This is a genomic window from Pseudomonadota bacterium (assembly GCA_016711215.1).
Classification (GTDB): Bacteria; Myxococcota_A; Polyangia.
Window position 1 is genome coordinate 91,610 of the sequence record JADJTL010000006.1, and the last position, 20,394, is coordinate 112,003.

The window sequence follows — 20,394 nt, forward strand, 5'->3', positions numbered from 1 at the left end:
CGTAGGGCTAGCGGCGGCATCAGACTCCAAGGAACGCCATTCTATGCCACGGCCTTGGCCGGCTCAACGCCTGCTCAGGTCCCGGTGCTGATTTCCCGCTTCAGCCCCTCCCACCGCCGCCGCTGCTCCTGCCAGTCGATCGTCCCGAGCACCGCCTCGCGCAGGCCGCGCTCGCTCACCCGCTGCGCGCCCGGGGGCAGCTCGAGGAAGAGGATCTCCTCCTGCACCTCGGGTGCGAGGAGGAGCAGGTCCATGAGCTGGGTGACGCGGGCGCGCGTGAAGCCGAGCTGCCGAGCCATGTCGGCGAAGTCGGCGAACGCCCCGCGCTCGAGCCGGCGGCGCAGGGCGTGCGCCAGGGCGAGCTGGTGGGCGATGCGCGCGGGGTAGCGGCGCGTCGGGGCTCGCTTCGCGGCCTGCTGGTGCTGGCGCCAGGCGCGCCCGCCCTTAAAGGCGATCACGACCTCGGTCACGCCGTGGCCTCCGTCGTGGGCTGCGGACCGGTCGGCGGCGCGGGCTCGTGGAACGTGACGCGCAGCGTGCCGCTCTCGGGGTCGACGCCGACGCGAGCGATGAGGGCGCGCAGCGCCTCCCGGCGCTCCTCGGGCACGAGCGCCTCCCAGACCTCGTCGAAGGCATCGAGCAGCTTGGCCACGTGCTCGCCCTCGGTGCGGAGCGCGGCGCAGGCGCGCAGACGCCGCTCGAGGTCGGCGACACCGGCGCGGTGCTTGTCGGTCTCACGTTCGAGCTCGCCGAGCCGCTCGGCGAGGAGGCGCCCTCCGGCATCGACGCTGCTGAAGGCACCGAGCAGGCGCTTCGCCTCGGCGCCGAGCTCGCTGATCCGCGCCTCGAGCCTGTCCTTGGTCGCGACCAGCTCGGCCTCGCCCTCGTCGCCCTCGGCGAGCGTCGCGAGGATCCGATCGCGCAGCGCGCCGCTCTTCGCCAGCGCCTTCACCTGCGCGACGACAGCGGCCTCGACGTCGTTCGCGTTGAGCAGACCCGTGGGGCAGCGCAGGCCCTCCTGCGACGCGCGGCAGCGGTAGTAGCGGTAGCGCTGCTTCTTGTGGTTGTAGGCGTGGCTCGTGCTCATCGCCGCGTCGCAGGGCAGACAGCGGAGCAGCCCCGTCAGCAGCGACTCGCTCCCTCGCGGGCGACGCGTGCCGGCTCCGGCCGCGCGCAGGTCTAGGGTGCGCTGCACGCGCTCGAACACGTCGGGGGCGACGATGGGCTCGTGCTCGCCGAGGAAGAGGTCGTCGTTGTGGCGGACCTTGCCCACATAGAGCGGGTTGCGGAGCAGCCGGTGGACGGCGTTCTTGTTGAAGGGGCGCCCTCGCGTGGTGCCGTCCTCGGCCACGCGCGTCCGCAGCGTGAGCCCGCGTGCGTTGAGCCGCTGCGCGCCGTGAGCGCCATCGACAGGGTGCGCTCGCAGAGCTCGAAGGCGAGCTTCACGACGGCGGCCTCCTCGGGCACGACCTCGAGCGCGCGGCGCTGGCGGTCGACGCGGTAGCCGAGCACCAATGGGCCGCCGGTCCACTTCCCCCGGCGCTTGGCGGCCGCGATCTTGTCGCGGGTGCGCTCGCTGATCAGCTCTCGCTCGAACTGCACGAACGAGAGCAGGATGTGGAGCACGAGCCGGCCCATCGACGTCGAGGTGTCGAAGTGCTGCGTGATGCTGACGAAGGCGACCCGGCGCTTCTCGAAGCGCCCGACGAGCCGCGCGAAGTCGAGCAGCGAGCGGCTGAGTCGGTCGACCTTGTAGACCACGACCGTGTCGATCTCGCCGCGCTCGATGTCGTCCATGAGCCGCGTCAGCGCCGGGCGCTCGAGGTTTCCGCCCGTGAAGCCGCCGTCGTCGTAGCGCGTGGGCAGCGCCTTCCAGCCCTGGGCGGCCTGGCGCTTGATGAAGTGCTCGGCCGCCTCGCGCTGGGCGTCGAGCGTGTTGAAGTCGGAGTCCAGCCCCTCGGTCGTCGACTTGCGGGTGTAGATGGCGCACCGGACGACCTTCGGCTCCTTCACGAGCGCCGAGCTCATGCCGCCCCCTTCGCGCCGACCTTGAAGAACAAGAAGCCGTTCCAGCGCGAGCCGGCGATCTTGGTAGCGAGCGTCGAGAGGCTCGCGAAGCGCTCGCCGCGGTACTCGAAGCCCTCGGTCAGCACCCGCACCTCGTGGACCGCGCCGCGGAACTCGCGGCGCAGCACCGTGCCCACGGGCGGCAGGCGCGGGTCGCGAGCGGTCGCCTCGACGATGCTCACGCTCGCCACGTTCCGCGGCGGACGTCGTCGCACGGGCGCCTTGTCCGCGAACTCGGCGGCGCGGGCCTTGGCCCTCGGCGAGAGGCCGCCATAGCGCTGCTCCTGCATCCGGTCGGCGATGCGCTTGAAGAGGTAGGTCTTGTTATGCAGAGCACCGCATAACAAGACCTATGCGGAGCGCGGAGATATGCGGAATCCGACCATCGCGACGCGCGGTTGTTCGGGCGTTTTCGTGCCGTTGCGGAGGGCGCTCGACACAGAGCGCTCCGCATAATCCCATCTTGACCACCCCAACGCGCAAGTAGCTGAAATCAAGCGACTCCGGATCGGGCCGTAGATACAAAGCAGGCTACGCGGCAGGCCTCGGGTCGATGCGGGCTGCGCATCGAGCACCTCCCGAATCGACGCATGAACCTCAGCCATTTCGCTTCACAGACGGGACACCTGGACTGGATCGCGGGATCGAGCCTGACCGGCAGCGTCGAGACCGATCAGAGTTGGGTGGTGTGCCCGATGCTCGCGGTGAACGGCGACTCGCTCTTCATCGTCTATACGCTGACGGAGGACCGCAAGACCTTCGCTCCGGGAAACCACCGCATGAGCATTCACGGGCTCTCGTTTCGACTGCCCGAGGCCGGCCGGCACTACGTCTACCCTCGCTTCATTTCGACGGTGTTCCCCGAGGACGTGGCTGCCTATTCTGGCGCGTTCACGCTTGGCGAGTACCCCGGGCCGTACAGGGCGCGGGCGCAGGGCGGGGCGGGAATCGAGCTCCCGACGACCTTTCTGGACGACCACGCCTCGATCTCGAGGTGCAGCGGAGAAGCTCGCCCGCCGCGAGCATCGATGAGTATTTTTGGGCGGCGGTCCTTGCGCTGGGTCACGGGCAGAGCGTGGTCCGCCTCGAGGTCCAGGGTCGCGTGAAGGGCCCGGGCAGCGAGGCGATTGTCCCCACCTTTACGGCCACCCTGGAGACCGCGGAGGGCGCCACGCGCTCCACGCGATCCTTCCGTGAACTCGCCTATACGGACGGCTGGAAGACCATCCGCGCCCGCGTAGCCGCGCGACAGGTCGTCTTTCAGATCGGAGAGGCCCAACTGCCGCCCGTGCCGGTGTCGCTCGGGATCGTCCGCGCTTACCTCGGACAGGGCTACGCGCGGGCCGGAGCCCTTCCGCGACCTCCTCGACGCTCTATCGCCCGTCTTCTCTGGTGACCACCCAGCGACCCGTCCAATAGGCGCCGCGCGTTGCTCGCTGGCGCGCGACGCGCGCCTGTCCGGGGGGCGGGGCGCAGGCATGACTCACCCGTAGCTACGGCTCCATGGTCCGGCGCAGGGTGTCCAGCAGGTCGTTGCGGCTGGGAAACGCCGGGCTGCGGGCGGCGAGGTCGTCTGCGGTCGCGGCGATCGCCTCGTGGGGTAGGGGCCCGTAGGTGGGGTGCAAGGCCCAGCGGAGGCGAGCGAGGGTCGCGATCGACGCCGCGACCTCCTCGGTGGTGCGGTGGAGCGAGGGCGTGGCCTGGATGATCCGAGTGATGCCGATGATGCTCTGCGTCTCAAAGACGCGACCGAGGGCATCGCGGCGCTCAGCCAGGACCTGCGCACTTTGCTTGAGCGCCTTTGTCAGGGCGGCGCCGTCCGGGGGCGAGCCTGGCGAGGCGCCGTGGCTCAGCATGCTGCGATAGAGCCAGAAGCGCGGCCAGAACTCCATCAGGTCACCGTCGCGTGCGGCGCGCAGCGCGCGACGATCGATCGCTGCGCGTGCCGCGGCCTCGGAGCCGCGCAGGCCGGACCTCGCCACTGCCAGCGGCTGTGCAAGGGAGGCGGTGAAGGCGTTTGGGAAGGCGCCTCCGGTGGGCCGCAAGCGATCCTCGGCCTCGGGGTGGAGCGAGATCAGGACGGCGTTTGGCGCCTCGGCGGCGGCGAGCGCGCCAGCGACGGGGTCGGCGGTGGCAGGGTTTGCCAGCTGATCGACCAGCCTATCGAGCCGGGTCTTGGCGGGCAGGCTGGCGAGGAAGCGTCGCAGATCGGGCACGAAGTCGAGGTCTGTGAGCCAGCGCGCGCCCATGGTCACGTGGACGGGTACGCCGCGGACCAGGGCCGCGGAGGTGAGGGCGACGACGGTCTTGAACACGCAGTCGCGCGAGAGGCCCCCGACGATGGCGACGCGCAGCGGATCAGCGCCACCGGCGGACACCAGACCACGGACGAAGTGGTGCAGAGGTCGCAACGCCGCACCGACGAAGCTGCGAGCGTAGGCCCGTCCGCCGTAGCGGCCAGCGAGCGTCAGCGTGCGCGGCGCGAAACCCTGCCCCTCTAGAAACCCGCGCAGAGCCGCGTCGCTGTAGTCGCGGCTGTAGTGGTCGTCGGTGATCCGCACCAAGCCGAAGGGACGCCCGGACGCTGCCATAGGGGGTGGGGATGCCGCTGTCGTCGTGGCGCCGGTGAGGCAGACCAGGGCGAGGCCGACGAGCGCGAGCCGGCGGGGCCCACGGTGGCGCGTGCTGGTCGCGGCGGCCGCGAGGGGCTGCAACGCGGTGTGGTCGGTGGGAGAGGGCATGTCGAGGGTCTTAGCGGTCGTTTCCAGCAGTTGGGATCCCTGTCCGGCCCGCGCTTCAGGTGCCCGTGCTTCAGGTGCCCGGCACACCCGAGGGGCAGCCACGACGCGCAGGCGGCCACGACGTGCAGGCAACCACGCTGCGCAGGCGGCCGCTCGCAGGCCCGGCCCCTGCGTCTTGCGCCCCTCGGTCTGGTCGCTCAGTGGAGCGTGCGCGAGAGTTGCTTCAGCGGCCCAGCTGGTGGCGCTTTCCCAGCCCGGATCTCGATCCACGGTTGGTGGGTCGTCTCGCGCGCCACGCCCCAAGGAGTCCGACTTTCGGAGTCGCGCGCCAGCGCCTTCTCCAGCATCCGCCTGTCGCGCCGCCCCAGGCGGTCTTGGGCCGTCAGGGTGTCCACCCAGGCGCAGGTGCGGATCTCCTGGCGGGCGGCCGCAGGGGGCTGAAAGCTGTCCTCGTTGCCCAATAGGCCGTCGTCGAGCGGGCGCATCAAGTAGAATCGGCGCTTTCCGTCGTGCCCCAAACGGTAACCTCCGACCCTGCCTCCTGCTGTTGCGCCCAGCCCGGTCTCCTCGCGCAGCTCGCGCCCTGCGGCCGATCTGGGCTTCTCGCCGGGATCGACATGACCCTTGGGAAATCCCCACCTCCCTTTCGTCGAAAGCACCAGCAGTACCGCGCGCGGCTCGCGCCCCGAAGCGTTGCCTGCGGAGGTCGGGAGGCGACGGAACAAGATGCCGCCCGCTACCGTCACCTTCGTCGGGCGAGCTCGTGGCCCGCGCTCGAGCCGCAGCACTGGAGGTTGTCCTTGGTGGGCTGCCCGGGCTTCGCTGGTGGCCAGACGCTGACGGCCGTCAGCGCGGCCCCCGAGGACGAGGGCGAGGGCGGTGGCGGTGGCGGTGGCGAGGCTGAGGCTGAGGCGCTTCAAGCGTGCTCCCCGGCGGCGACCATCGATTATCGGTTATCGATCAACCAACCTCGACTTATCAAGCATGAGCAATGCCAGCCCTGCCTTTCGCCGCGGCGCGCCCCGCCGAATGCGGCCGATCAACGCTCCCGTCGTCGGACTGTCAGACGCCGAGACCGCCGGTCACGTTGATCGTCGCACCGGTAACGAAGGCGGCCTCCGCGCTCGCCAGGTAGGCGGCAGCGGCTGCGACCTCCTCAGCGGTTCCGAAGCGCCCGAGGACGGTGAATCCTTTCTGCGCCTCGGAGGAGGGGCCGTTGGCTGGGTTGAGCTCGGTGTCGACCGGCCCGGGCTGGATGATGTTGACCGTGATGCCGCGCGGTCCGAGGTCGCGAGCCCAGGCGCGGGTCATCCCGGCCAGCGCGAACTTGCTCATGCTGTAGGCGGTCAGCCCGGGAAAGGGCACGCTCTCGCCGAGCAAGCTGCCGATGTTGATGATCCGTCCACCCTGGCCCATCAGGCGGGCCGCCTCGCGCGCGGCGACGAAGGGTGCCCGTACGTTCACCGCCACCATCCGATCGAAGGCCTCGTCGCTGGTCTCGGTCAGCGGCGCCGTCGTGTAGATGCCGGCGTTGTTGACGAGGATGTCGAGCCGATCGAAGTCGCGACGGGTCTGCGCGATGGCCGCCTGAACGGCCGCCGCGTCCACGGCGTCGGCCCGGATCGCCAGGCCGCGCACGCCAGCAGCCTTGACGTCAGCGACCACCTGCTGCGCCCGTGCCGCACCATCGACGTAGGTGATCACGACATCAGCGCCCTCCTTGGCAAAGCGTCGGGCGATCGCCGCGCCGATACCGCGGCTGCCGCCGGTGATCAGGGCAACCTTGTTCTTCAAATGTCCCATGGCCTTCTCCCTTCGCTGGGGCCGTCGTCAGGCGAAGCCTCGCTGGTGACAGCCAGAATCAGAACCAAACCAGTCCGCATTCATAGCACATGGCCTCGAAGGCCACCGCGCGCGCGCCGGCGGGGCGGCTCGGCGAGGTGAGGAGGGCTTGCGCCAGCCTGTCGAGGGATGCGCCGCAGTCAGGGGACTGGGCCCGAGTGGGCGCGCAGCGCGCTCAGCACGTCCTGCAGGGCCTGGTCGAGTGGACAGGTGATCGCGATCGTGGCGAGGCGACGCGGATGTGTCAGTTCCAGGCTCTCGGCGTGCAGAAAGAGCCGATGAAGCGAGAAGGTCTCGCGAAAGAACCGGTTGATTGGCCCCTGGCCGTAGTTGGTGTCACCCACGATCGGGTGACGCAGGTGCTTGCAGTGGTAGCGCACCTGGTGGCGGCGCCCCGTCAGCGGCGTCGCGCGGGCCAGCGTGAAACGGCCGCAGAAGGTCTCGAGCGGCTCGAAGCAGGTGCGGGCCGGCCGGCGTTTCTCCCCCTCTGGCACCGGATGGTCGACCTCGATCGCCGAGCGCAGCGGCCCGCGGCATAGCGCGAGATAGGTCTTACGCCAGCGGTGCGCGCGCAGGTCCTCGGCCAGCCGCGCGGCGTCCGTCGACGACCTGGCAAAGACCATCACGCCCGAGGTCTGTCGGTCGAGGCGGTGCAGCGGAAAGACGCGCGCGCCGAGCTGGTCGCTGAGCATGCTGATCAGGATCGGCGCCTCCGCGGCGCCGCGCGTCCTGTGCACGACCGCGCCCGCGGGCTTGGCGATCGCGACCAGCGACGCATCCTCGTACAAGACCCGCAACGGCCGCGTAGCCTCCATGGCTCGTTGCTCGCCAGCCTCGCCGATGGTGCTCGCGGGCGCCGGATCGCGCGCCGCTTCGTGATGGGTCGCGCTCATCGCGATGGGGCATCGGCGACGACCACGAGCAAGAGCGCGGCGGCCAAGAGCGCCATGAGCCCCGAGCCGACGAAGGCCACTGCGCTGCCAAAGCGATCCCAGACGAGGCCGAAGGTCGTGCTCGCGGCGAGCGCGGCGAGGCCGATCAGCAGGTTGTAGACGCCGAAGGCCTTGCCCTTTCCCGCGCCGCCAGCGAGCTCCGCGATCAGGGCCTTCTCGGCGCCCTCCACGAGCCCGTGGGAGCTGCCGTAGATCGCCGCGAGCAGGAGGATCAGGGGGAGGCTCTCAGCGAGGCCGACCGCGGACCAGGTGAGGGCGTAGACGGCCCAGCCGAAGGCCAGCGCATTGCGCCGCCCGTGGCGATCGGCGAGACGGCCTCCCGCGGTGGCCGTGCTCGCCTTGACGACGTGGAGCGCCAGCCAGAGCAGCGGCGCCGCGATGGGTGAGGCGCCGAGGCGCGCAGCCTTGACGAGGATGAAGGCGTCGGTGGCGTTGGCGAAGGCGAAGAGCGCCACTGGCAGCAGCGCCCGCTTGAGCGCGGGAGGCAGCGCCGGCGTCGGTCCGATCGCCGCGCCCAGCGGAGCCGGCCTCGGCGCCTCGCGGGTGAGGGCCAGGGCGATCATCGCAAATACGCCCGGCACGGCCGCCCAGAGAAACACCGTCCGGAGCTGGTCGGCCGTGGCCGCTTCAGCGCTCGTCGCGCCCAGTCGCCAGAGCAGGCCGGCGCCGAGCAGCGTGCCGATGGCCGCCCCGCCGTGGTCCATGGCGCGGTGGAACCCGTAGGCGCGCGCGCGCATCGGCGGCTCGGCGGCGGCGGCGATCAGCGCATCGCGCGGGCTTGTGCGTACGCCCTTGCCGACGCGATCGCCGATCCGCACCGCCAGCACGTGCCAGGGAACGAGCGCGAAGGCGACCAGCGGTCGAACCACGGTGGAGATCCCATAGCCGAGCAGGATCAGCGGCTTCAGCCGGGCGCGGCGATCGGCGAGCCATCCCGCCAGGTACTTGAGCAGGCTAGCGACGAGGTCAGCGACCCCTTCGATCAAGCCGATCAGGGCATTCGACGCCCCGAGCATCGTCAGAAACCCGGGAAGCAGGGGGAAGATCGCTTCGCTGGAGACGTCCGTGAAGAGGCTCACGAAGCCGAGACCGACCACGGTCCGGGGGAGCTTGCCGCCGCTGCTCACGCGTCGCTCCTCGGTGGTCGGGGCCGGCTGGGCACTCACGGCCTGCGCTCGCGCGCCGCTGGCGCCTTACGTGGCGGCTTGCATGATGGTCTCGCGCCGGCCTTGCGTCTGCGCCAGGACCTCAGCGCGTCGCCCAGGGGGGCTGGCAGCCGAGCGGGCAGCAGCGCGCGTACACCGGAGAGGACGGCGGCCTCGAGCGGTCCGGGATCCGCCGCGATGCGGAAGTAGACCCAGACGGCCTCGCGGCGATCCTGCAGGAGCCCCACATTGACGAGGCAGCGCAGGTGGCGCGAGGCTTTTGACTGCGTGATCCCGAGCACCTCGACAAAGTCGCAGACGCAGAGCTCGCCCTCGGCGCGTAGGAGGCACAGCATGGCGAGGCGGGTCTCGTCCGAGAGGGCCTTGAAGTGGGTGGCAAGCGTGCGCAAGGGGCGAAGGACTTCCTCGCTTGCAGATATGCGGGTAGGCGGTTACCCGCAAGAGCAATTGCACGCAAGAGCAATTGAAGGAGGGCGCCGATGACCAAGCCCAGTACCGAGCACGATGCCCAGCGCAAGACCGTCGCCGAAGACTACGCACGGGCGGTTCAGAGCCCCGGGTCGTGCTGTTGCGCTTCGCCGCTGCCCAAGGCCCCCAGGGTGCCCAAGGGCGTCGTGGCGAAGCTCGCGGGCTACACCGCGGAGGAGGTCGCGGCGCTGCCGGCCGAGGCCGTCGTCAATTCCTTCGGCTGTGGTAACCCGCTCGCCTTCTCCGAGGTCCAACCTGGCGACGTCGTGCTCGACCTCGGCTCGGGTGCGGGCATCGACCTGCTGCTCGCCGCGAAGAAGGTCGGAGCAGCGGGAAGGGCCATCGGCGTGGACATGACCGACGCCATGATCGACAAGGCCCGAGAAAACATCGCCGCGGCGGGTCTGACCAACGTCGAGGTGCGCAAGAACCTCATCGAGGCGCTGCCGGTCGAGGCGAGCAGCGTCGACTGGGTGATCTCGAACTGCGTGATCAACCTCTCGCCCGAGAAGCCGAAGGTCTTTGCCGAGATCGCCCGCGTGCTCAGGCCGGGCGGGCGGATGCTGGTCTCGGACATCGTCGCCGAGGACCTGCCCACGGAGATCGCCGGCAACCGCCGCCTCTACTCCTCTTGCCTCGCGGGTGCGATCGGGGAGACGGCCTACCTGGACGCACTGCGCCAGGCCGGCCTTGCCGAGCTCGAGGTCAAGGACCGTGTCGTCTACGACAGCGCGCAGATCGAGGCCTTCATCGGCTCCGAGCTGCAGGACCCCGGCAGCGAGGGCTGTGGTGCCGACACGCAGGGGGAGCTCGCCAAGCGTTGGGCGCCCTGGCTGCAGGGCAAGGTGGCGAGCGTCAAGGTCGCGGCAAGAAGACCCGGTCCCTAGCAACCTGTCCAGCTATCGCTCCCGTGACACCCATGCCTGAACGCCGGCTGCCTTCGTCAGCGATCCTGATCGCGCTGGCGCTGCTGGGCCTGATGGCCTGCGACGAGCGACCTCGCACACGGTCAGCCCAGCTGCGACGGCACGGTCTGCAGCTTCGTCTGTGACGAGGGCTACTTCGGCTGCGTTGGTCAGTGCCGGCCCGAGCGCGAAGCCTCCGCCTTCGATCAGGTGATCAACAAGGTCGTCCTCTTCAAGCTGGGCCACACCTACTACTACGATCCTGCCGCCCGCGACTGGGATAAGATCGCGCCCCGCACCGAGGTGCCCGGCAGCAGCTACTCCACGGACACGCTGGTGGCTGTGCCGGGCGGCATGATCCTCTCGGGCTATCGGGCCCTCTGGCAGCTCGATCACGCCAGCCAAACCTTCAAGGAGCGGAGGGTCAAGGGCGTCAGCAGTTCGCACCGAGCGAGCGGCGCGGATCGCCAGGTCGCTGGCTACAACCGCAAGCGGGATCGCCTGCTGATGTTCGCCAGCCAGTGGCAGAAGGGGCAGGTCTGGGCCTGCGTGCACCCTCCAGAGGAACTGCATCAGGGTATCTACGACGTCAGCTTGGGCCTGGTGCGCGACGACCAGTCACGTATCTGGGCGATCAACACCCTCAGCCGGATCTGTCTGCTCAAGTTGGATCCGGCGCAGGCCGACAAGCTCGAGCTGCAATAGGGGCGGCGGCACTTCGCAGGCGTGCCCCCCCACGGAGGGAGGGTTCAGTCCTCCCTCTTCGTCCTCGCGGCGAGGACCAGCTCCTGGGTCGTCCGCTTGAAGGCGACGGAGTCGAAAGGCTTCTCGATGCGCAGGTTGCCCACCTTGGCTAGGTAGTCTGAGGCGCCGGGCGTGAACGCCCCGCCGGTGATGAACACCACCTTGGCTGCGAGCTCGGCATCCCGCTCGGCGAGCCAAGCGTGCAGCTCCATGCCAGAGATCCGGGGCATCATCAGGTCGCAGTAGATGACGTCGAAGGCGCGGTCCTTCGCGAGCAGCTGCTTGCCTTCCTCGCCTGAGCCGGCCGTGACCACCTCGTGATCGCGACCGAGGAGCTGGGCCAGCGCGGCGCGGACGCCCCGCTCGTCGTCGACCACGAGGATCCGTCCGCGCGTGGTCGGAGCGACCGCGGCCACGGTGGGGACGGATTGCTGGCCGGACCGCCAATCCGCCGGCAGACGCGGCAGGCGGACGACGAAGCTGGTCCCCTTGCCCACTTCGCTGGTGAAGGCGATCGAACCGCCGAAAGCCGTGACGATGTTCTTGGTGATGGAAAGCCCAAGACCGGAGCCCATGCGGACTTCCTTGGTGGTGAAGAAGGGCTCGAAGACGCGGCCCCGATGCTCGGGCGGGATACCCTTGCCCGTGTCACTCACCTCGGCGAGGACCGAGTCGCCCTCAACCCAGGTGCGCACGCGAATCTCGTTGTCCTCGACGTGTCCCTCCTCGATGGCGTGGGCCGCGTTGATGAAGAGGTTGAGAAACACCTGCGCGAGCTTGCCGTCGGAGGCCAGGACTGGGGGGACTGAGGAGAAGTCCTTGACCACGCGCGCTCGGTATTTGATCTGGTTGAAGGCCATCGAGAGCGCCTGCTCGATCACCGGCGGCAGCGCTACGCGCCCGACCTCATCGCGGTCGACCCGCGAGAAGGTGCCCAGGCCTCGCGCGATCACCTTGATCCGCAGCGCGCCGCCGGCCGCCTCGCGCAGTCGGAGGAGGATGTCTTCCAGCGCGGCGGGGGCGCCGAGCGCTTCGTTGGCGCCGAGCGCTTGAACCGCCGCATCATGGCCGAGGTGGTGCGCGAGAGCGTCATGACTGCGACGCACCCATTCGATAACCTCGGGCAGGTCCGCGACCGCGCTCTCGACGTTATAGAGCACGAAGGAGAGTGGGTTGTTGATCTCGTGCGCGACGCCGGCCGCGAGCGTGCCCATGCTGGCGAGCCGGTCGGATTGAGCCAGGCTGGCGCGCAGCTGCGCGCTCTCTTGCTCGGCCTGCTTGCGCTCGGTGATGTCCTCTGAGATGCCGAGCAAGTACTTCGTCACGCCATCGGCCCCGCGCAGGCAGACCTTCCTGGTGTGGAGGATCCGCTCGCCCTTGGTAGCCGTCTGGATCGGTTCCTCCGGGATGTCGACCAGGAGGTCATTGGCCAGGACCTCTCTGTCCTTGGCCATGAAGAAGTCGGCCTGCTCGGGGGGGAAGAGGTCGCGGTCGTTCTTGCCCAGCAAGTCCTGGCGGTCGTAGCCGAGCAGCTCCTCACCGGCCCGGTTGAGGACGACGAACTTCAGCTCGCTCGTTTCCTTGAGGAAGAGCATCAGCGGGAGGTTTTCCACGACCGACGCGATCAGGTGCTTGGACTCCTGCAGCTCGCGCTCGACCTGCTTGCTCGCGGTGAGATCGCTGATCACCACGCGGGAAGCGAGCGCGCCCTCGGCCTCCTGCGCCGCGCTCGCCTCCATCCGCACCCAGACCTCGGCGCCGTCGGGCTTCTTCAGCCGCAGCTCGCAGCTCTGCGGAGCGCCGGTCTCGAAGAGGTTCTTGCGGTGCAGGTAGTAGCTGTCCTGATCCTCCTTGACGATAAAGCGGGTGAGGGGTTGCCGCAGCAGCTCGCTCCGGCAGACGCCCAGCAGCTCGGCCGTGGCGAGGTTGGACTCGAGCATCAAGCCAGTCGCGCTGACCGTGCAGTAGCCCACCGGGGCGAGATCGTAGAGGTCGAAGTAGCGGGCGCGCGCAGCCTCGAGCTCCGCTTGAGCCCGGCGCAGCTCCTCGTTCTGCAGCTCGAGCTCGATCTGGTGGACCCTCAGCTCGTGGAGCGTTCGCTGGAGCTCCTCGGGCGAGAGCGCGTCGGGGGCTCCCGCGAGCCGGGCCGCCCGCTCCCGGGCCAGGGCTTCGGCCCGCTGCCGCAGCTCCCCCGCGTCTTGGGGTCGCTCATCGCCGGTGGTCATGATCTTCCCCCTCAGACGCGGACGCTTCCGCGCCGGTCGCGCCTTCAGCACGGCGCCCCGGTACCGCGTGTCCGGCGAGGTCCAGCGATGCGCAGGTGATGCCGACCACGACCCCAGCACCATCGCGCAGCGGCTCTACCGTCAGGTCCTGCAGGCAGGCGCTGCCGGCAATACTGGACCAGACCTGATGCCGCTCACCTCTTCCGCTCTCCAGCACCCGCCGCTTGATGGCGACCAGAACGGCGGCCTCCCGCGCTGGCCTGAGCTCCGCGTCGGTCTTGCCGAGGAGCTCGTCAGGGTCGCCGCCGTCGATGGGATTGAAGCTCCAAGTGTAGCGCAGATCCGAGTCCTGGTTGGAGAGCGCCACCGACGCAGTGCCCAGCGCGACCCGCAGGCGCTGCTCGCTCGCCCGCAGCGCCGCGCTCAGCTCGCGGGCCGCCGTGATGTCAACAAAGGTGACCACCGCGCCCTCGATCACGTTATCCAGGGTGCGATAGGGCTGGATGCGCATGCTGTACCAGCGGCCCTCGGCCGTCGCGACCTCCGCCTCCCTGGGGATCAGGGTGTCGAGCACCGACTGGGTGTCGGCCGTCAGGCTGCGGTAGCCCGGCAGGTTGGAGACAAGGTGGGCCAGGGGCCTGCCGAGATCGCCTTGGATCAGGTTGACGATCCGGGTGGCAGTGGGGGTGAAGCGCAGGATACGCAGCTGGTGGTCGACGAAGATGGTCGCGATGCCGGTGCCGGCAAGTAGGTTGTTCATGTCGTTATTGGCGCGCGACAGGTCAGCCACTTTCATTTGCAGCTCGGCGTTGACCGTGACGAGCTCCTCATTGATCGATTGCAGCTCCTCCTTGGAGGTCTCGAGCTCCTCGTTGGTGGACTGCAGCTCCTCGTTCACCGACTGTAGCTCCTCGTTGGACGACTTGAGTTCCTCGTTGGAGGTCTCGAGCTCTTCGTTGGTCGTCTGGAGATACTCTTCCTTGGCCCGCAGCTCCTGCTTGAGCGCCGCGATGTGGGCGTCCGCCTGCGCAGTGGAGGCTGGCCGATCCTCAGGGGTCGCTGGGGCTGCAGCGTTGGCCAGCTCCACGAGCGCGGTCTGCTCGAGGATGACGAGATAGAGCGGCGACTCGGGCGAGGAGGCAGGGCCGACCGCGAGCGGACGAACGCTGAGGTTGACCGCGGTGAAGTCGCCGTTGGTCTTGACGCGCAGTGCTGGGCAGCGGACGGCTTCAGCGGTGGCGGCGGCGCGGTGCAGGGCGTTGGTCAGGGCGCGGCGCAGCCCCTGGCGGGCCATCGTCAGGATGTTGTTGGGGCCGCTCTCGCCCGGTGCGGGTTCCAGGTACATGCCCGTGCGCCCGTGGAGGTAGAGAATGTCGCCCTGGGCGGTGACGAGGGCCGCGGCCTGGACGAGCTGGAGCAAGAGCGCCTGCTCGGCCAGTTCGCGCAAGGGCGGCATCCTGCCGGAGCTCGCCTTCTCTCGCACCCTCGCGAGGGCCGTGTCGCTCGCCGCCACGGGTGGCAGGAAGCGGCCGAGCGCGGCGCGTTGGCCGCCCAGACGGTCCTCCTTGCGTTGGTAGAGCTTCTGCTTGCGGTCCAGCGCCGCGAAGAGCTCCGGGAAGTCGCCCACCGTCTCCGAGGTCCCCAGCAAGAGAAAGCCGCCCGGGAGCAAGGCGTAGTGGAAGAGCGGGATGAGCTTCTTCTGCAAGTCGCCGTCCAGGTAGATGAGCAGGTTGCGACAACTGATGAGATCGAGCTTGGAGAAGGGCGGGTCCCTGATCACGTTCTGCTCGGAGAAGACCAGCATGTCGCGGATGCTCTTGTGAATACGGCAGCTGCTCTCGCCGGCGTCGATCGTGAAGAAGCGGGCCAGGCGCTCGGGGCTGAGGTCGGCAGCGATGGAGGCGGGGTAGCTTCCCGCCCGGGCCGCCGCGATCGCCTGGCTGTCGATGTCGGTGGCAAAGACCTGCACCTTGAAGCGCTGTCGCAGCGTCTCTTGGCGTTCGGCCAGCAGGATCGCCAGCGAATAGGCCTCCTCGCCGGTGGAGCAGCCCGGCACCCAGATCCGGATCGCGGCGTCGGCGCTCTTTCTGGCGAAGAGCCTGGGGATGACCTGTTCTTCGAGGGCCTTGAACGCCTCGGGGTCACGGAAGAAGCTCGTTACGCCGATCAGCAGGTCACGAAATAGCGCGTCCAGTTCCTGGGGCGTCTGCTGCACGAACTGGACGTAGGCCTGCATGGTCTCGATCTGGTGCACGGCCATCCGCCGTTCGATGCGGCGGTGGACGGTGGAGGGCTTGTACTGCGAGAAGTCGTGGCCGGTCCGCGCGCGAAGCAACCCGAGGACCTTCTTCTGCGCGCTCTCGCTCCCAGCCGGTCGAAGCTCGGTCCGCGGCAGCTTGCCGAAGGCATGGGTCGTGTAGGCGATGAGCTGAGCGGGCATCGCGCCCGGTGGCAGCTCGTAATCGACGAGGCCGGTGGCGATGGCGCTGCGCGGCATGCCATCGTGATCGGTGGAGGCGGGCGCCTGGGCCATCACCATGCCGCCTTCGCCCTTGATCGCACGCACCCCCAGCGTGCCGTCGCTGCCCGTGCCCGAGAGCACCACGCCGATGGCTCGCTCGCGCTGGTCCCGCGCGAGCGACCGAAAGAAGAAGTCGATGGGCATGCGCTGGCCGCGCGGCGCGGTGGGCGCCAGCAGCTGCAGCGTGCCGTTCAGAAATGCCATGTCGCGGCCTGGCGGGATGATATAGGCGCAGTTCGGCCGCACGGCCATGCCGTCCTCGACCTCGAAGACCTGCATGCGGGTGTAACGCCGAATGATCTCGGTGAGAATGCTCTTGTGGTCGGGGGCGAGGTGCTGCACCAGCACGAAGGCCATCCCCGGTTCGGCGTTGGTGGGTATGGCGGAAAAGAAGGACTCGAAGGCCGCCAGGCCTCCCGCCGAGGCGCCGATACCGACGATGGGGATCCCGGCGCTGGGCCTCGAGACGGGCCTCCGCAGCTCGGCTGCGCCTGCTTCCACTGCGGCTGGTTCCACTGCAGAGAGAGCGCTGGCGCCCGTCGCCGGCTCGGGCGGCCTTGCCTCGGGCGCGGATTGCCTTGAGGCTGCCAACTGCCCCTTCGGCTGATTCGCCCCCTTCGGCCCATCCGCGTGTCGGGGCATATCGAGTCGCTCCAGTCCGGCCTAGCTCGCTCGGATCATTCGCTTCATGGCAACCGCCGGACCAAGTGGGAGTGAGAGCCTACGCTGTGTCAAGGTGTTTCCGGCCGGCTCAGGGTCGGCTCCTTAGCGCGAGGGGTTGCCACCCTGCGGTGGCGCTCAATCGCTCCAGGGCGTGAGGAAGCCGCCAAGACCGATGATATGCGTCAGCTTGGTCGTGGCCGCTTCCGACTCGACTTCGAGCCGGTAATAGAGCTCGAGCTCGATCTTCCAGACCTCGAGCTGCGGCCCGAGGGTGAGGCGCCACTTTCGGGTCGGCGTGCTGGCGAGCAGGTTCAAGGCGAGGAAGTGCTCTGCCGAGAGCGTCGGCCGAAGGCGCTTGGTGAGCCTATACTTCGCACCCACCAGGTTGCGGAGGGTGGGCCGGTTCTGCAGCTCGCCGTCGCGATTCCACTCCCACTCGTCTTGGAAGCGCAGGCGGTACTTGAGGCGGAGCTTGGCCGCCTTCGCCGATAGCTGGCCGTCGACGAAGAGCCGGTGGCCGAACTCGAAGGCGCCACGCTTGTCGCGTTCGTAGATGAAGCGATAACCACCGGAGAAGCTCAGCCAGTCGGCCGGGCGGTGGCCGAGCTCCACCTGCGGCAGCAGGCTCTTCGCGCGGCTCAGGTGCTCGTCCAGTCTGAGCTGGGTCGAGAGCGCGAGACTGAAGCGGCCAGGCAGCGCGTGACCGAGGCCGGCCTCTAACCAGCTTTCGACGGAGTGCGTCGTCTCAGCGGCGGCGAGGCCCGGGCTGAGCAGGGCGAGCAGCCCTGCGGCGAGCCAGCAGCGCCGGCATGACCTCGCTTCCATCAGGGCTTGGCCCTTCCTGCGTCACGCGTGGCTGCTGATTGGCCTCCGGGGCGGCTGGAGCCTGCTCTACGCCGCTCGTGGCAACCCCCGGTGACCAGGAGCTCGGCGGTATCGCGAAGCAGGTCGATGCTGTTGACGCGGTAGTCGAGCAGGTCGATGCCGAGACGATCGCGCAGATCCGCGCGAAGCTCGTCCTCGCGGCCCGGTTGCAGCAGCTCGAGCTTGTCGAAGACGACGAGCCGGCTGTCCGCCTTGGTCGAGAAGGGCAGGTACTCGAGGACGGCTGTCAGGCCGACGATAGCGCTGTTGATGAACGCCAGCTCGGCGACGCTGACCTTCTTGTTGGCGACCGCGTTGAGAATCGCGAGGCCGAGCACGATGAAGAGGTAGGTCAGGTCGCGCACGGCGATCGCTTCGGTGCGGTAGCGCAGCACCCCGAAGACGGCGAACAAGCCGAGGGCGAACCCCAGATCGACGGGGACCTTGCGCAGCAGCACGCAGATCGCGAAGGTGATGATGTTGAGCATGACGCACGAGAACGCGAAGTCTCGCCGGGCGTGCAAGCGAAGGTACACGAGCCTGATCACGAGCCAAACGAAGAAGAGGTTGAACGCCATCCGGACGACGAGCCTGCTGAAGTCCGTCGCGTCGAAGATGTGTTCCATGCCGAAGAGCTCAGCCATCGATGACCTCCTGCAGGGCGCGCAGTCGCGGTTTGAGGCGATGGGCACGTACGCCGTGATTCAGCGCCATGATGCCCAGGCAGTACTTGCTCGCGCGCGCCTGGCCGGCGCCACGGGCGCGCAGGGCCTGCATGGCCAACGAGCTCGTGCAGAAGCGCGGCTGCTTCACCTCCGCGATCACGGCCTCGCCGAAGGAGCAGACCTCTCCCTGCCAGCAGACCCTCAGGTCGAGGTCGAAGGTCACGCGCTCCACTGCCGCGCGGCCGATCAAGGTGATGCGCCGGTACTCGACCAGGAGTGTGGGCTCGAGCGCGACCCGCGAAGGCGCGATGGCCTCGTCGACGAAGCGCCGAGCGGCGCCGTCGATCTGCGCCGTACCGTAGTCGACCTGGCGGCGCAGCTTGTCGGTATGGCCGGGCCGTTGCGTCCGCTTCACCTCGAGGAAGGTGAGCGCGCGATCGTGGTAGTGACGCAGACGAACCTTGAAGCGGCGGCGCCGCCCGCGACGGTGGTCGTGAAAGAGCATCAGGTCGCGCGTGTCGAAGTAGAGCGACGCGTAGGCGCCCCAGGGGGCCCGAGGCGGCGCGAGCAACTCGAAGGAGGACGAGAGATCGCTCAGCACCGCGTGCAGCTTGCGGCGCCCGAAGAGGAACTTGGTATCCACGCGTCGTTGCAGCGCGCGCGAGGCCGCCAGCTCCGCGCCGACCCGGGCGTAGCCAAGGAGCAGGGCGAGCTCGGGTCGCTGCTGCAGGGGTGGCGCGGGCAGCAGCTCAGGCCGCAGGCTGTGAAGCGCGTCGTTGGGCGAGCGAGGCGTCGTCATGGCGCTGGCTGGGGCGCCGCTAGCGCCTCGCTCACGCGGGCACGGCGCGTCGCGAGGTGGGCTACCAGACCCTGCTCGCCGTCGATCGACTGCCGGAAGGCTCGCGCGGAGGCGATGGTCGAATGGCTGGCCTGCTCTCCCTGGTCGCCGACGACATGGGGCTCAATCAGACTGTGAAGCTCGCGCAGGCGCGCGACGGCGCTCTCGGGCTCGAAGAGCCCACCAAGCGCCTCGAGCAGCAGGTCACGGTAGCGCTGCAGGTAGGTTGGATCGGCCAAGGTGCGGCTGATCAGTGGCCAGCTCGATCCCGCGCTGGTGTGAAACATCTCGGCATAGGCGTTCGTCTCGGCCGTTGGTGGCAAGGGGCCGGCAGCGCCCGCGCCGCCGTCAGCGATGGCGTTGCCCCTGACCCTCAGCGCCTCGTTGTGATCCCAGGGAATCCAGCGCAGCGCGCCGCTCTTGGCGGGATCGCCGTAGAGATAGTAGTTATGCGCCATCTGGCCATAGCTGTCCCAGTTCTGCATCGCGGTGTTGACGGCGAGCCAGCGCAGGAAGGCGTCGACGTCGAAGGTCGCCTCGAGCGCCGCGCGCCAGGCCGGAGCGTCGCGCTGATCGGCGAGTAGCGCGGACACCGCGGCCTCTACATCCGACCAGTCTTCGCTGGCTTCGTGGTTCTTCTTCACGAAGCCTGCCTGATCGAAGCGAGTCCAGTCGGCGCCGGACCCGTCCGGCTTGTAGAGGTTGCCGTCGTGGCTCCCCAGCTGCGAATCGAGCATCGCTCGGTCTGAGGGGTCCTCGATCGCGGTGTACAAGCCCCAGTACTCCGGACCCGCGCCGACATCGACCGAGATCCGATAGAAGGCGCAGCGCGCCGCCGGCAGGCCACGGTCGCGGAGCAGCTCGCTGGCGAAGGCCTCACGAAGCTGGGCGTCGTCGGCATAGTTCGAGGCAAAGGTCAGCTCCTTGAAACCGTAGAAACGCTGATCCTCGAGCTCGGGGTGCTCGGAGGCGTACTTGTCGAAGTGTAGGCGAAAGGGGAGCTTGCCGTTGCCTTGCGCATAACTCGACGCCAGGGAGGAGTTGCCCTTGTAGCGCATGCCGACGGAGGACCATTGGTGGCCGCCATGACGCACCTCGACGGGCACATAGATCGGGTCCTGTGACGTCAAGCTCAGGGCGCCACCCGCTGGTCTTTCCCCCGCGCCGGGGAGGTCGCCCGCGGGCAGACAGAGCAGATCGGCGTTGAGCCGCCGGCAGGTCCCCTGCAGCGCCTGCGGCACCGTCACCGCGCAGGCCTGATCCTCGGCCAGCCCGGCGCACGCTTCGAGCGCCTGAGGAGCCTGAGGAGCCTGAGGAGCCTGAGGAGCCTGAGGAGCCTGAGGAGGAGGCTCTCTGCCGCCGGGCGGGACGCCGCCGCGGTCGCCGAAGAGGCCGGCGAGATCGTCCTGCATCGCCCGGAAGTCCGAGTCCTTGATGACGATCTCGATCGCATGCACCTCGCTGGTCGAAAAGAGCAGCGCGTAGTTTGGCGGCGTATCCTTGCCGTGCGTTGCGCTGGTCCAGCCCTCGGGTCGAGTGCTTCCCCCGCAGCTACAGAGCGCGAGCAGAGCCGCAGCGCCGCTCGTGGCGGAGCGGCCGAAGCGTCTTTTGCGTTCAGGATGATCCATGGGCTCTCCTTCCTGCGAGCGGCTGCGCTAGCCGCCGCAGCAAGCATCCCGGGTTGAGGACGGGCCTCCGGTTTGCCGTGGCGGTCGGTTTGCGGCCGCTCCTG

At 68.9% G+C, this 20,394-nt stretch carries 19 protein-coding genes; 4 read left to right on the forward strand and 15 right to left on the reverse strand.

The features are described 5' to 3' along the window. Positions 1–74: 74 nt before the first annotated feature. The 3 genes from IPL40_14685 to IPL40_14695 form a co-directional block, all read right to left on the reverse strand. Positions 75–470 (reverse strand): hypothetical protein, encoded by a 396-nt coding sequence (locus IPL40_14685; protein ID MBK8482388.1) that lies wholly within the window; start codon positions 468–470, stop codon positions 75–77. Further along, the gene (locus IPL40_14690) at positions 467–1,531 is read right to left on the reverse strand and encodes a recombinase zinc beta ribbon domain-containing protein (protein ID MBK8482389.1); all 1,065 of its coding nucleotides are present in this window, start codon (positions 1,529–1,531) and stop codon (positions 467–469) included. The genes IPL40_14685 and IPL40_14690 overlap by 4 nt, the downstream gene beginning before the upstream one ends. A gap of 493 nt (positions 1,532–2,024) precedes the next feature. Next, positions 2,025–2,414, reverse strand: coding sequence for a DUF2924 domain-containing protein (locus IPL40_14695; protein ID MBK8482390.1), 390 nt, complete (start codon positions 2,412–2,414; stop codon positions 2,025–2,027). Between the two features lie 243 nt (positions 2,415–2,657). Here IPL40_14695 and IPL40_14700 point away from each other — a divergent pair, with 243 nt between their 5' ends. Both IPL40_14700 and IPL40_14705 read left to right on the forward strand, forming a co-directional pair. Beyond that, the gene (locus IPL40_14700) at positions 2,658–3,173 is read left to right on the forward strand and encodes a hypothetical protein (GenBank protein ID MBK8482391.1); all 516 of its coding nucleotides are present in this window, start codon (positions 2,658–2,660) and stop codon (positions 3,171–3,173) included. Then, positions 3,170–3,463 (forward strand): hypothetical protein, encoded by a 294-nt coding sequence (locus IPL40_14705; protein MBK8482392.1) that lies wholly within the window; start codon positions 3,170–3,172, stop codon positions 3,461–3,463. The genes IPL40_14700 and IPL40_14705 overlap by 4 nt, the downstream gene beginning before the upstream one ends. A 97-nt stretch (positions 3,464–3,560) precedes the next feature. Here IPL40_14705 and IPL40_14710 read toward each other — a convergent pair whose 3' ends face one another. The 6 genes from IPL40_14710 to IPL40_14735 form a co-directional block, all read right to left on the reverse strand. Next, positions 3,561–4,808, reverse strand: coding sequence for a hypothetical protein (locus IPL40_14710; protein MBK8482393.1), 1,248 nt, complete (start codon positions 4,806–4,808; stop codon positions 3,561–3,563). A 197-nt stretch (positions 4,809–5,005) separates the two neighbouring features. Further along, a complete protein-coding gene (locus tag IPL40_14715) occupies positions 5,006–5,728 on the reverse strand; it encodes an NUDIX domain-containing protein (GenBank protein MBK8482394.1) in 723 nt (240 codons plus the stop codon). A 142-nt stretch (positions 5,729–5,870) separates the two neighbouring features. Then, complete coding sequence (locus tag IPL40_14720) at positions 5,871–6,611, reverse strand: SDR family oxidoreductase (GenBank protein MBK8482395.1); 741 nt, start codon at positions 6,609–6,611, stop codon at positions 5,871–5,873. Between the two features lie 179 nt (positions 6,612–6,790). Then, entirely contained in the window at positions 6,791–7,543 is a 753-nt protein-coding gene (locus IPL40_14725; GenBank protein ID MBK8482396.1) for a pseudouridylate synthase, read from the reverse strand. Continuing rightward, entirely contained in the window at positions 7,540–8,730 is a 1,191-nt protein-coding gene (locus IPL40_14730; GenBank protein MBK8482397.1) for an MFS transporter, read from the reverse strand. Before IPL40_14730 ends, IPL40_14725 begins: the two co-directional genes overlap by 4 nt. A 35-nt stretch (positions 8,731–8,765) precedes the next feature. Then, positions 8,766–9,104, reverse strand: coding sequence for a helix-turn-helix transcriptional regulator (locus tag IPL40_14735; GenBank protein MBK8482398.1), 339 nt, complete (start codon positions 9,102–9,104; stop codon positions 8,766–8,768). 144 nt (positions 9,105–9,248) lie between these two features. Between IPL40_14735 and arsM the strand changes: the two genes are divergently transcribed. Both arsM and IPL40_14745 read left to right on the forward strand, forming a co-directional pair. Next, positions 9,249–10,124 carry an arsenite methyltransferase gene (gene arsM / locus IPL40_14740; GenBank protein ID MBK8482399.1) on the forward strand — a complete coding sequence of 292 codons (876 nt, stop codon included), beginning with the start codon at positions 9,249–9,251 and terminating at the stop codon, positions 10,122–10,124. A gap of 228 nt (positions 10,125–10,352) precedes the next feature. Then, positions 10,353–10,847: a hypothetical protein gene (locus IPL40_14745; protein ID MBK8482400.1), complete on the forward strand. Its 495-nt coding sequence runs from the start codon at positions 10,353–10,355 to the stop codon at positions 10,845–10,847. 44 nt (positions 10,848–10,891) lie between these two features. Here IPL40_14745 and IPL40_14750 read toward each other — a convergent pair whose 3' ends face one another. The 6 genes from IPL40_14750 to IPL40_14775 all read right to left on the reverse strand — a co-directional run bounded on the left by IPL40_14750 (position 10,892) and on the right by IPL40_14775 (position 20,290). Continuing rightward, positions 10,892–13,111, reverse strand: a complete 2,220-nt coding sequence (locus IPL40_14750; GenBank protein ID MBK8482401.1) for a PAS domain S-box protein — start codon at positions 13,109–13,111, stop codon at positions 10,892–10,894. Next, the gene (locus tag IPL40_14755) at positions 13,095–16,274 is read right to left on the reverse strand and encodes a PAS domain-containing protein (GenBank protein MBK8482402.1); all 3,180 of its coding nucleotides are present in this window, start codon (positions 16,272–16,274) and stop codon (positions 13,095–13,097) included. The genes IPL40_14750 and IPL40_14755 overlap by 17 nt, the downstream gene beginning before the upstream one ends. 156 nt (positions 16,275–16,430) lie before the next feature. After that, positions 16,431–17,120, reverse strand: a complete 690-nt coding sequence (locus IPL40_14760; GenBank protein MBK8482403.1) for a DUF2490 domain-containing protein — start codon at positions 17,118–17,120, stop codon at positions 16,431–16,433. Beyond that, a complete protein-coding gene (locus tag IPL40_14765) occupies positions 17,120–17,803 on the reverse strand; it encodes a DUF4956 domain-containing protein (protein MBK8482404.1) in 684 nt (227 codons plus the stop codon). The genes IPL40_14760 and IPL40_14765 overlap by 1 nt, the downstream gene beginning before the upstream one ends. Then, on the reverse strand, positions 17,796–18,623 hold the full coding sequence (locus tag IPL40_14770) for a VTC domain-containing protein (protein ID MBK8482405.1): 828 nt from the start codon (positions 18,621–18,623) through the stop codon (positions 17,796–17,798). Before IPL40_14770 ends, IPL40_14765 begins: the two co-directional genes overlap by 8 nt. Next, positions 18,620–20,290: a CotH kinase family protein gene (locus IPL40_14775; protein ID MBK8482406.1), complete on the reverse strand. Its 1,671-nt coding sequence runs from the start codon at positions 20,288–20,290 to the stop codon at positions 18,620–18,622. The genes IPL40_14770 and IPL40_14775 overlap by 4 nt, the downstream gene beginning before the upstream one ends. Positions 20,291–20,394: the final 104 nt, after the last annotated feature.

Coding starts and splice junctions, on each gene's coding strand:
- IPL40_14700 (MBK8482391.1), top strand. CDS start 2,658: ATGAACCTCAGCCATTTCGCTTCACAGACGGGACACCTGGACTGGATC.
- IPL40_14710 (MBK8482393.1), bottom strand. CDS start 4,808: ATGCCCTCTCCCACCGACCACACCGCGTTGCAGCCCCTCGCGGCCGCC.
- IPL40_14720 (MBK8482395.1), bottom strand. CDS start 6,611: ATGGGACATTTGAAGAACAAGGTTGCCCTGATCACCGGCGGCAGCCGC.
- IPL40_14725 (MBK8482396.1), bottom strand. CDS start 7,543: ATGAGCGCGACCCATCACGAAGCGGCGCGCGATCCGGCGCCCGCGAGC.
- IPL40_14735 (MBK8482398.1), bottom strand. CDS start 9,104: ATGCTGTGCCTCCTACGCGCCGAGGGCGAGCTCTGCGTCTGCGACTTT.
- arsM (MBK8482399.1), top strand. CDS start 9,249: ATGACCAAGCCCAGTACCGAGCACGATGCCCAGCGCAAGACCGTCGCC.
- IPL40_14750 (MBK8482401.1), bottom strand. CDS start 13,111: ATGACCACCGGCGATGAGCGACCCCAAGACGCGGGGGAGCTGCGGCAG.
- IPL40_14755 (MBK8482402.1), bottom strand. CDS start 16,274: ATGCCCCGACACGCGGATGGGCCGAAGGGGGCGAATCAGCCGAAGGGG.
- IPL40_14760 (MBK8482403.1), bottom strand. CDS start 17,120: ATGGAAGCGAGGTCATGCCGGCGCTGCTGGCTCGCCGCAGGGCTGCTC.
- IPL40_14765 (MBK8482404.1), bottom strand. CDS start 17,803: ATGGCTGAGCTCTTCGGCATGGAACACATCTTCGACGCGACGGACTTC.
- IPL40_14770 (MBK8482405.1), bottom strand. CDS start 18,623: ATGACGACGCCTCGCTCGCCCAACGACGCGCTTCACAGCCTGCGGCCT.
- IPL40_14775 (MBK8482406.1), bottom strand. CDS start 20,290: ATGGATCATCCTGAACGCAAAAGACGCTTCGGCCGCTCCGCCACGAGC.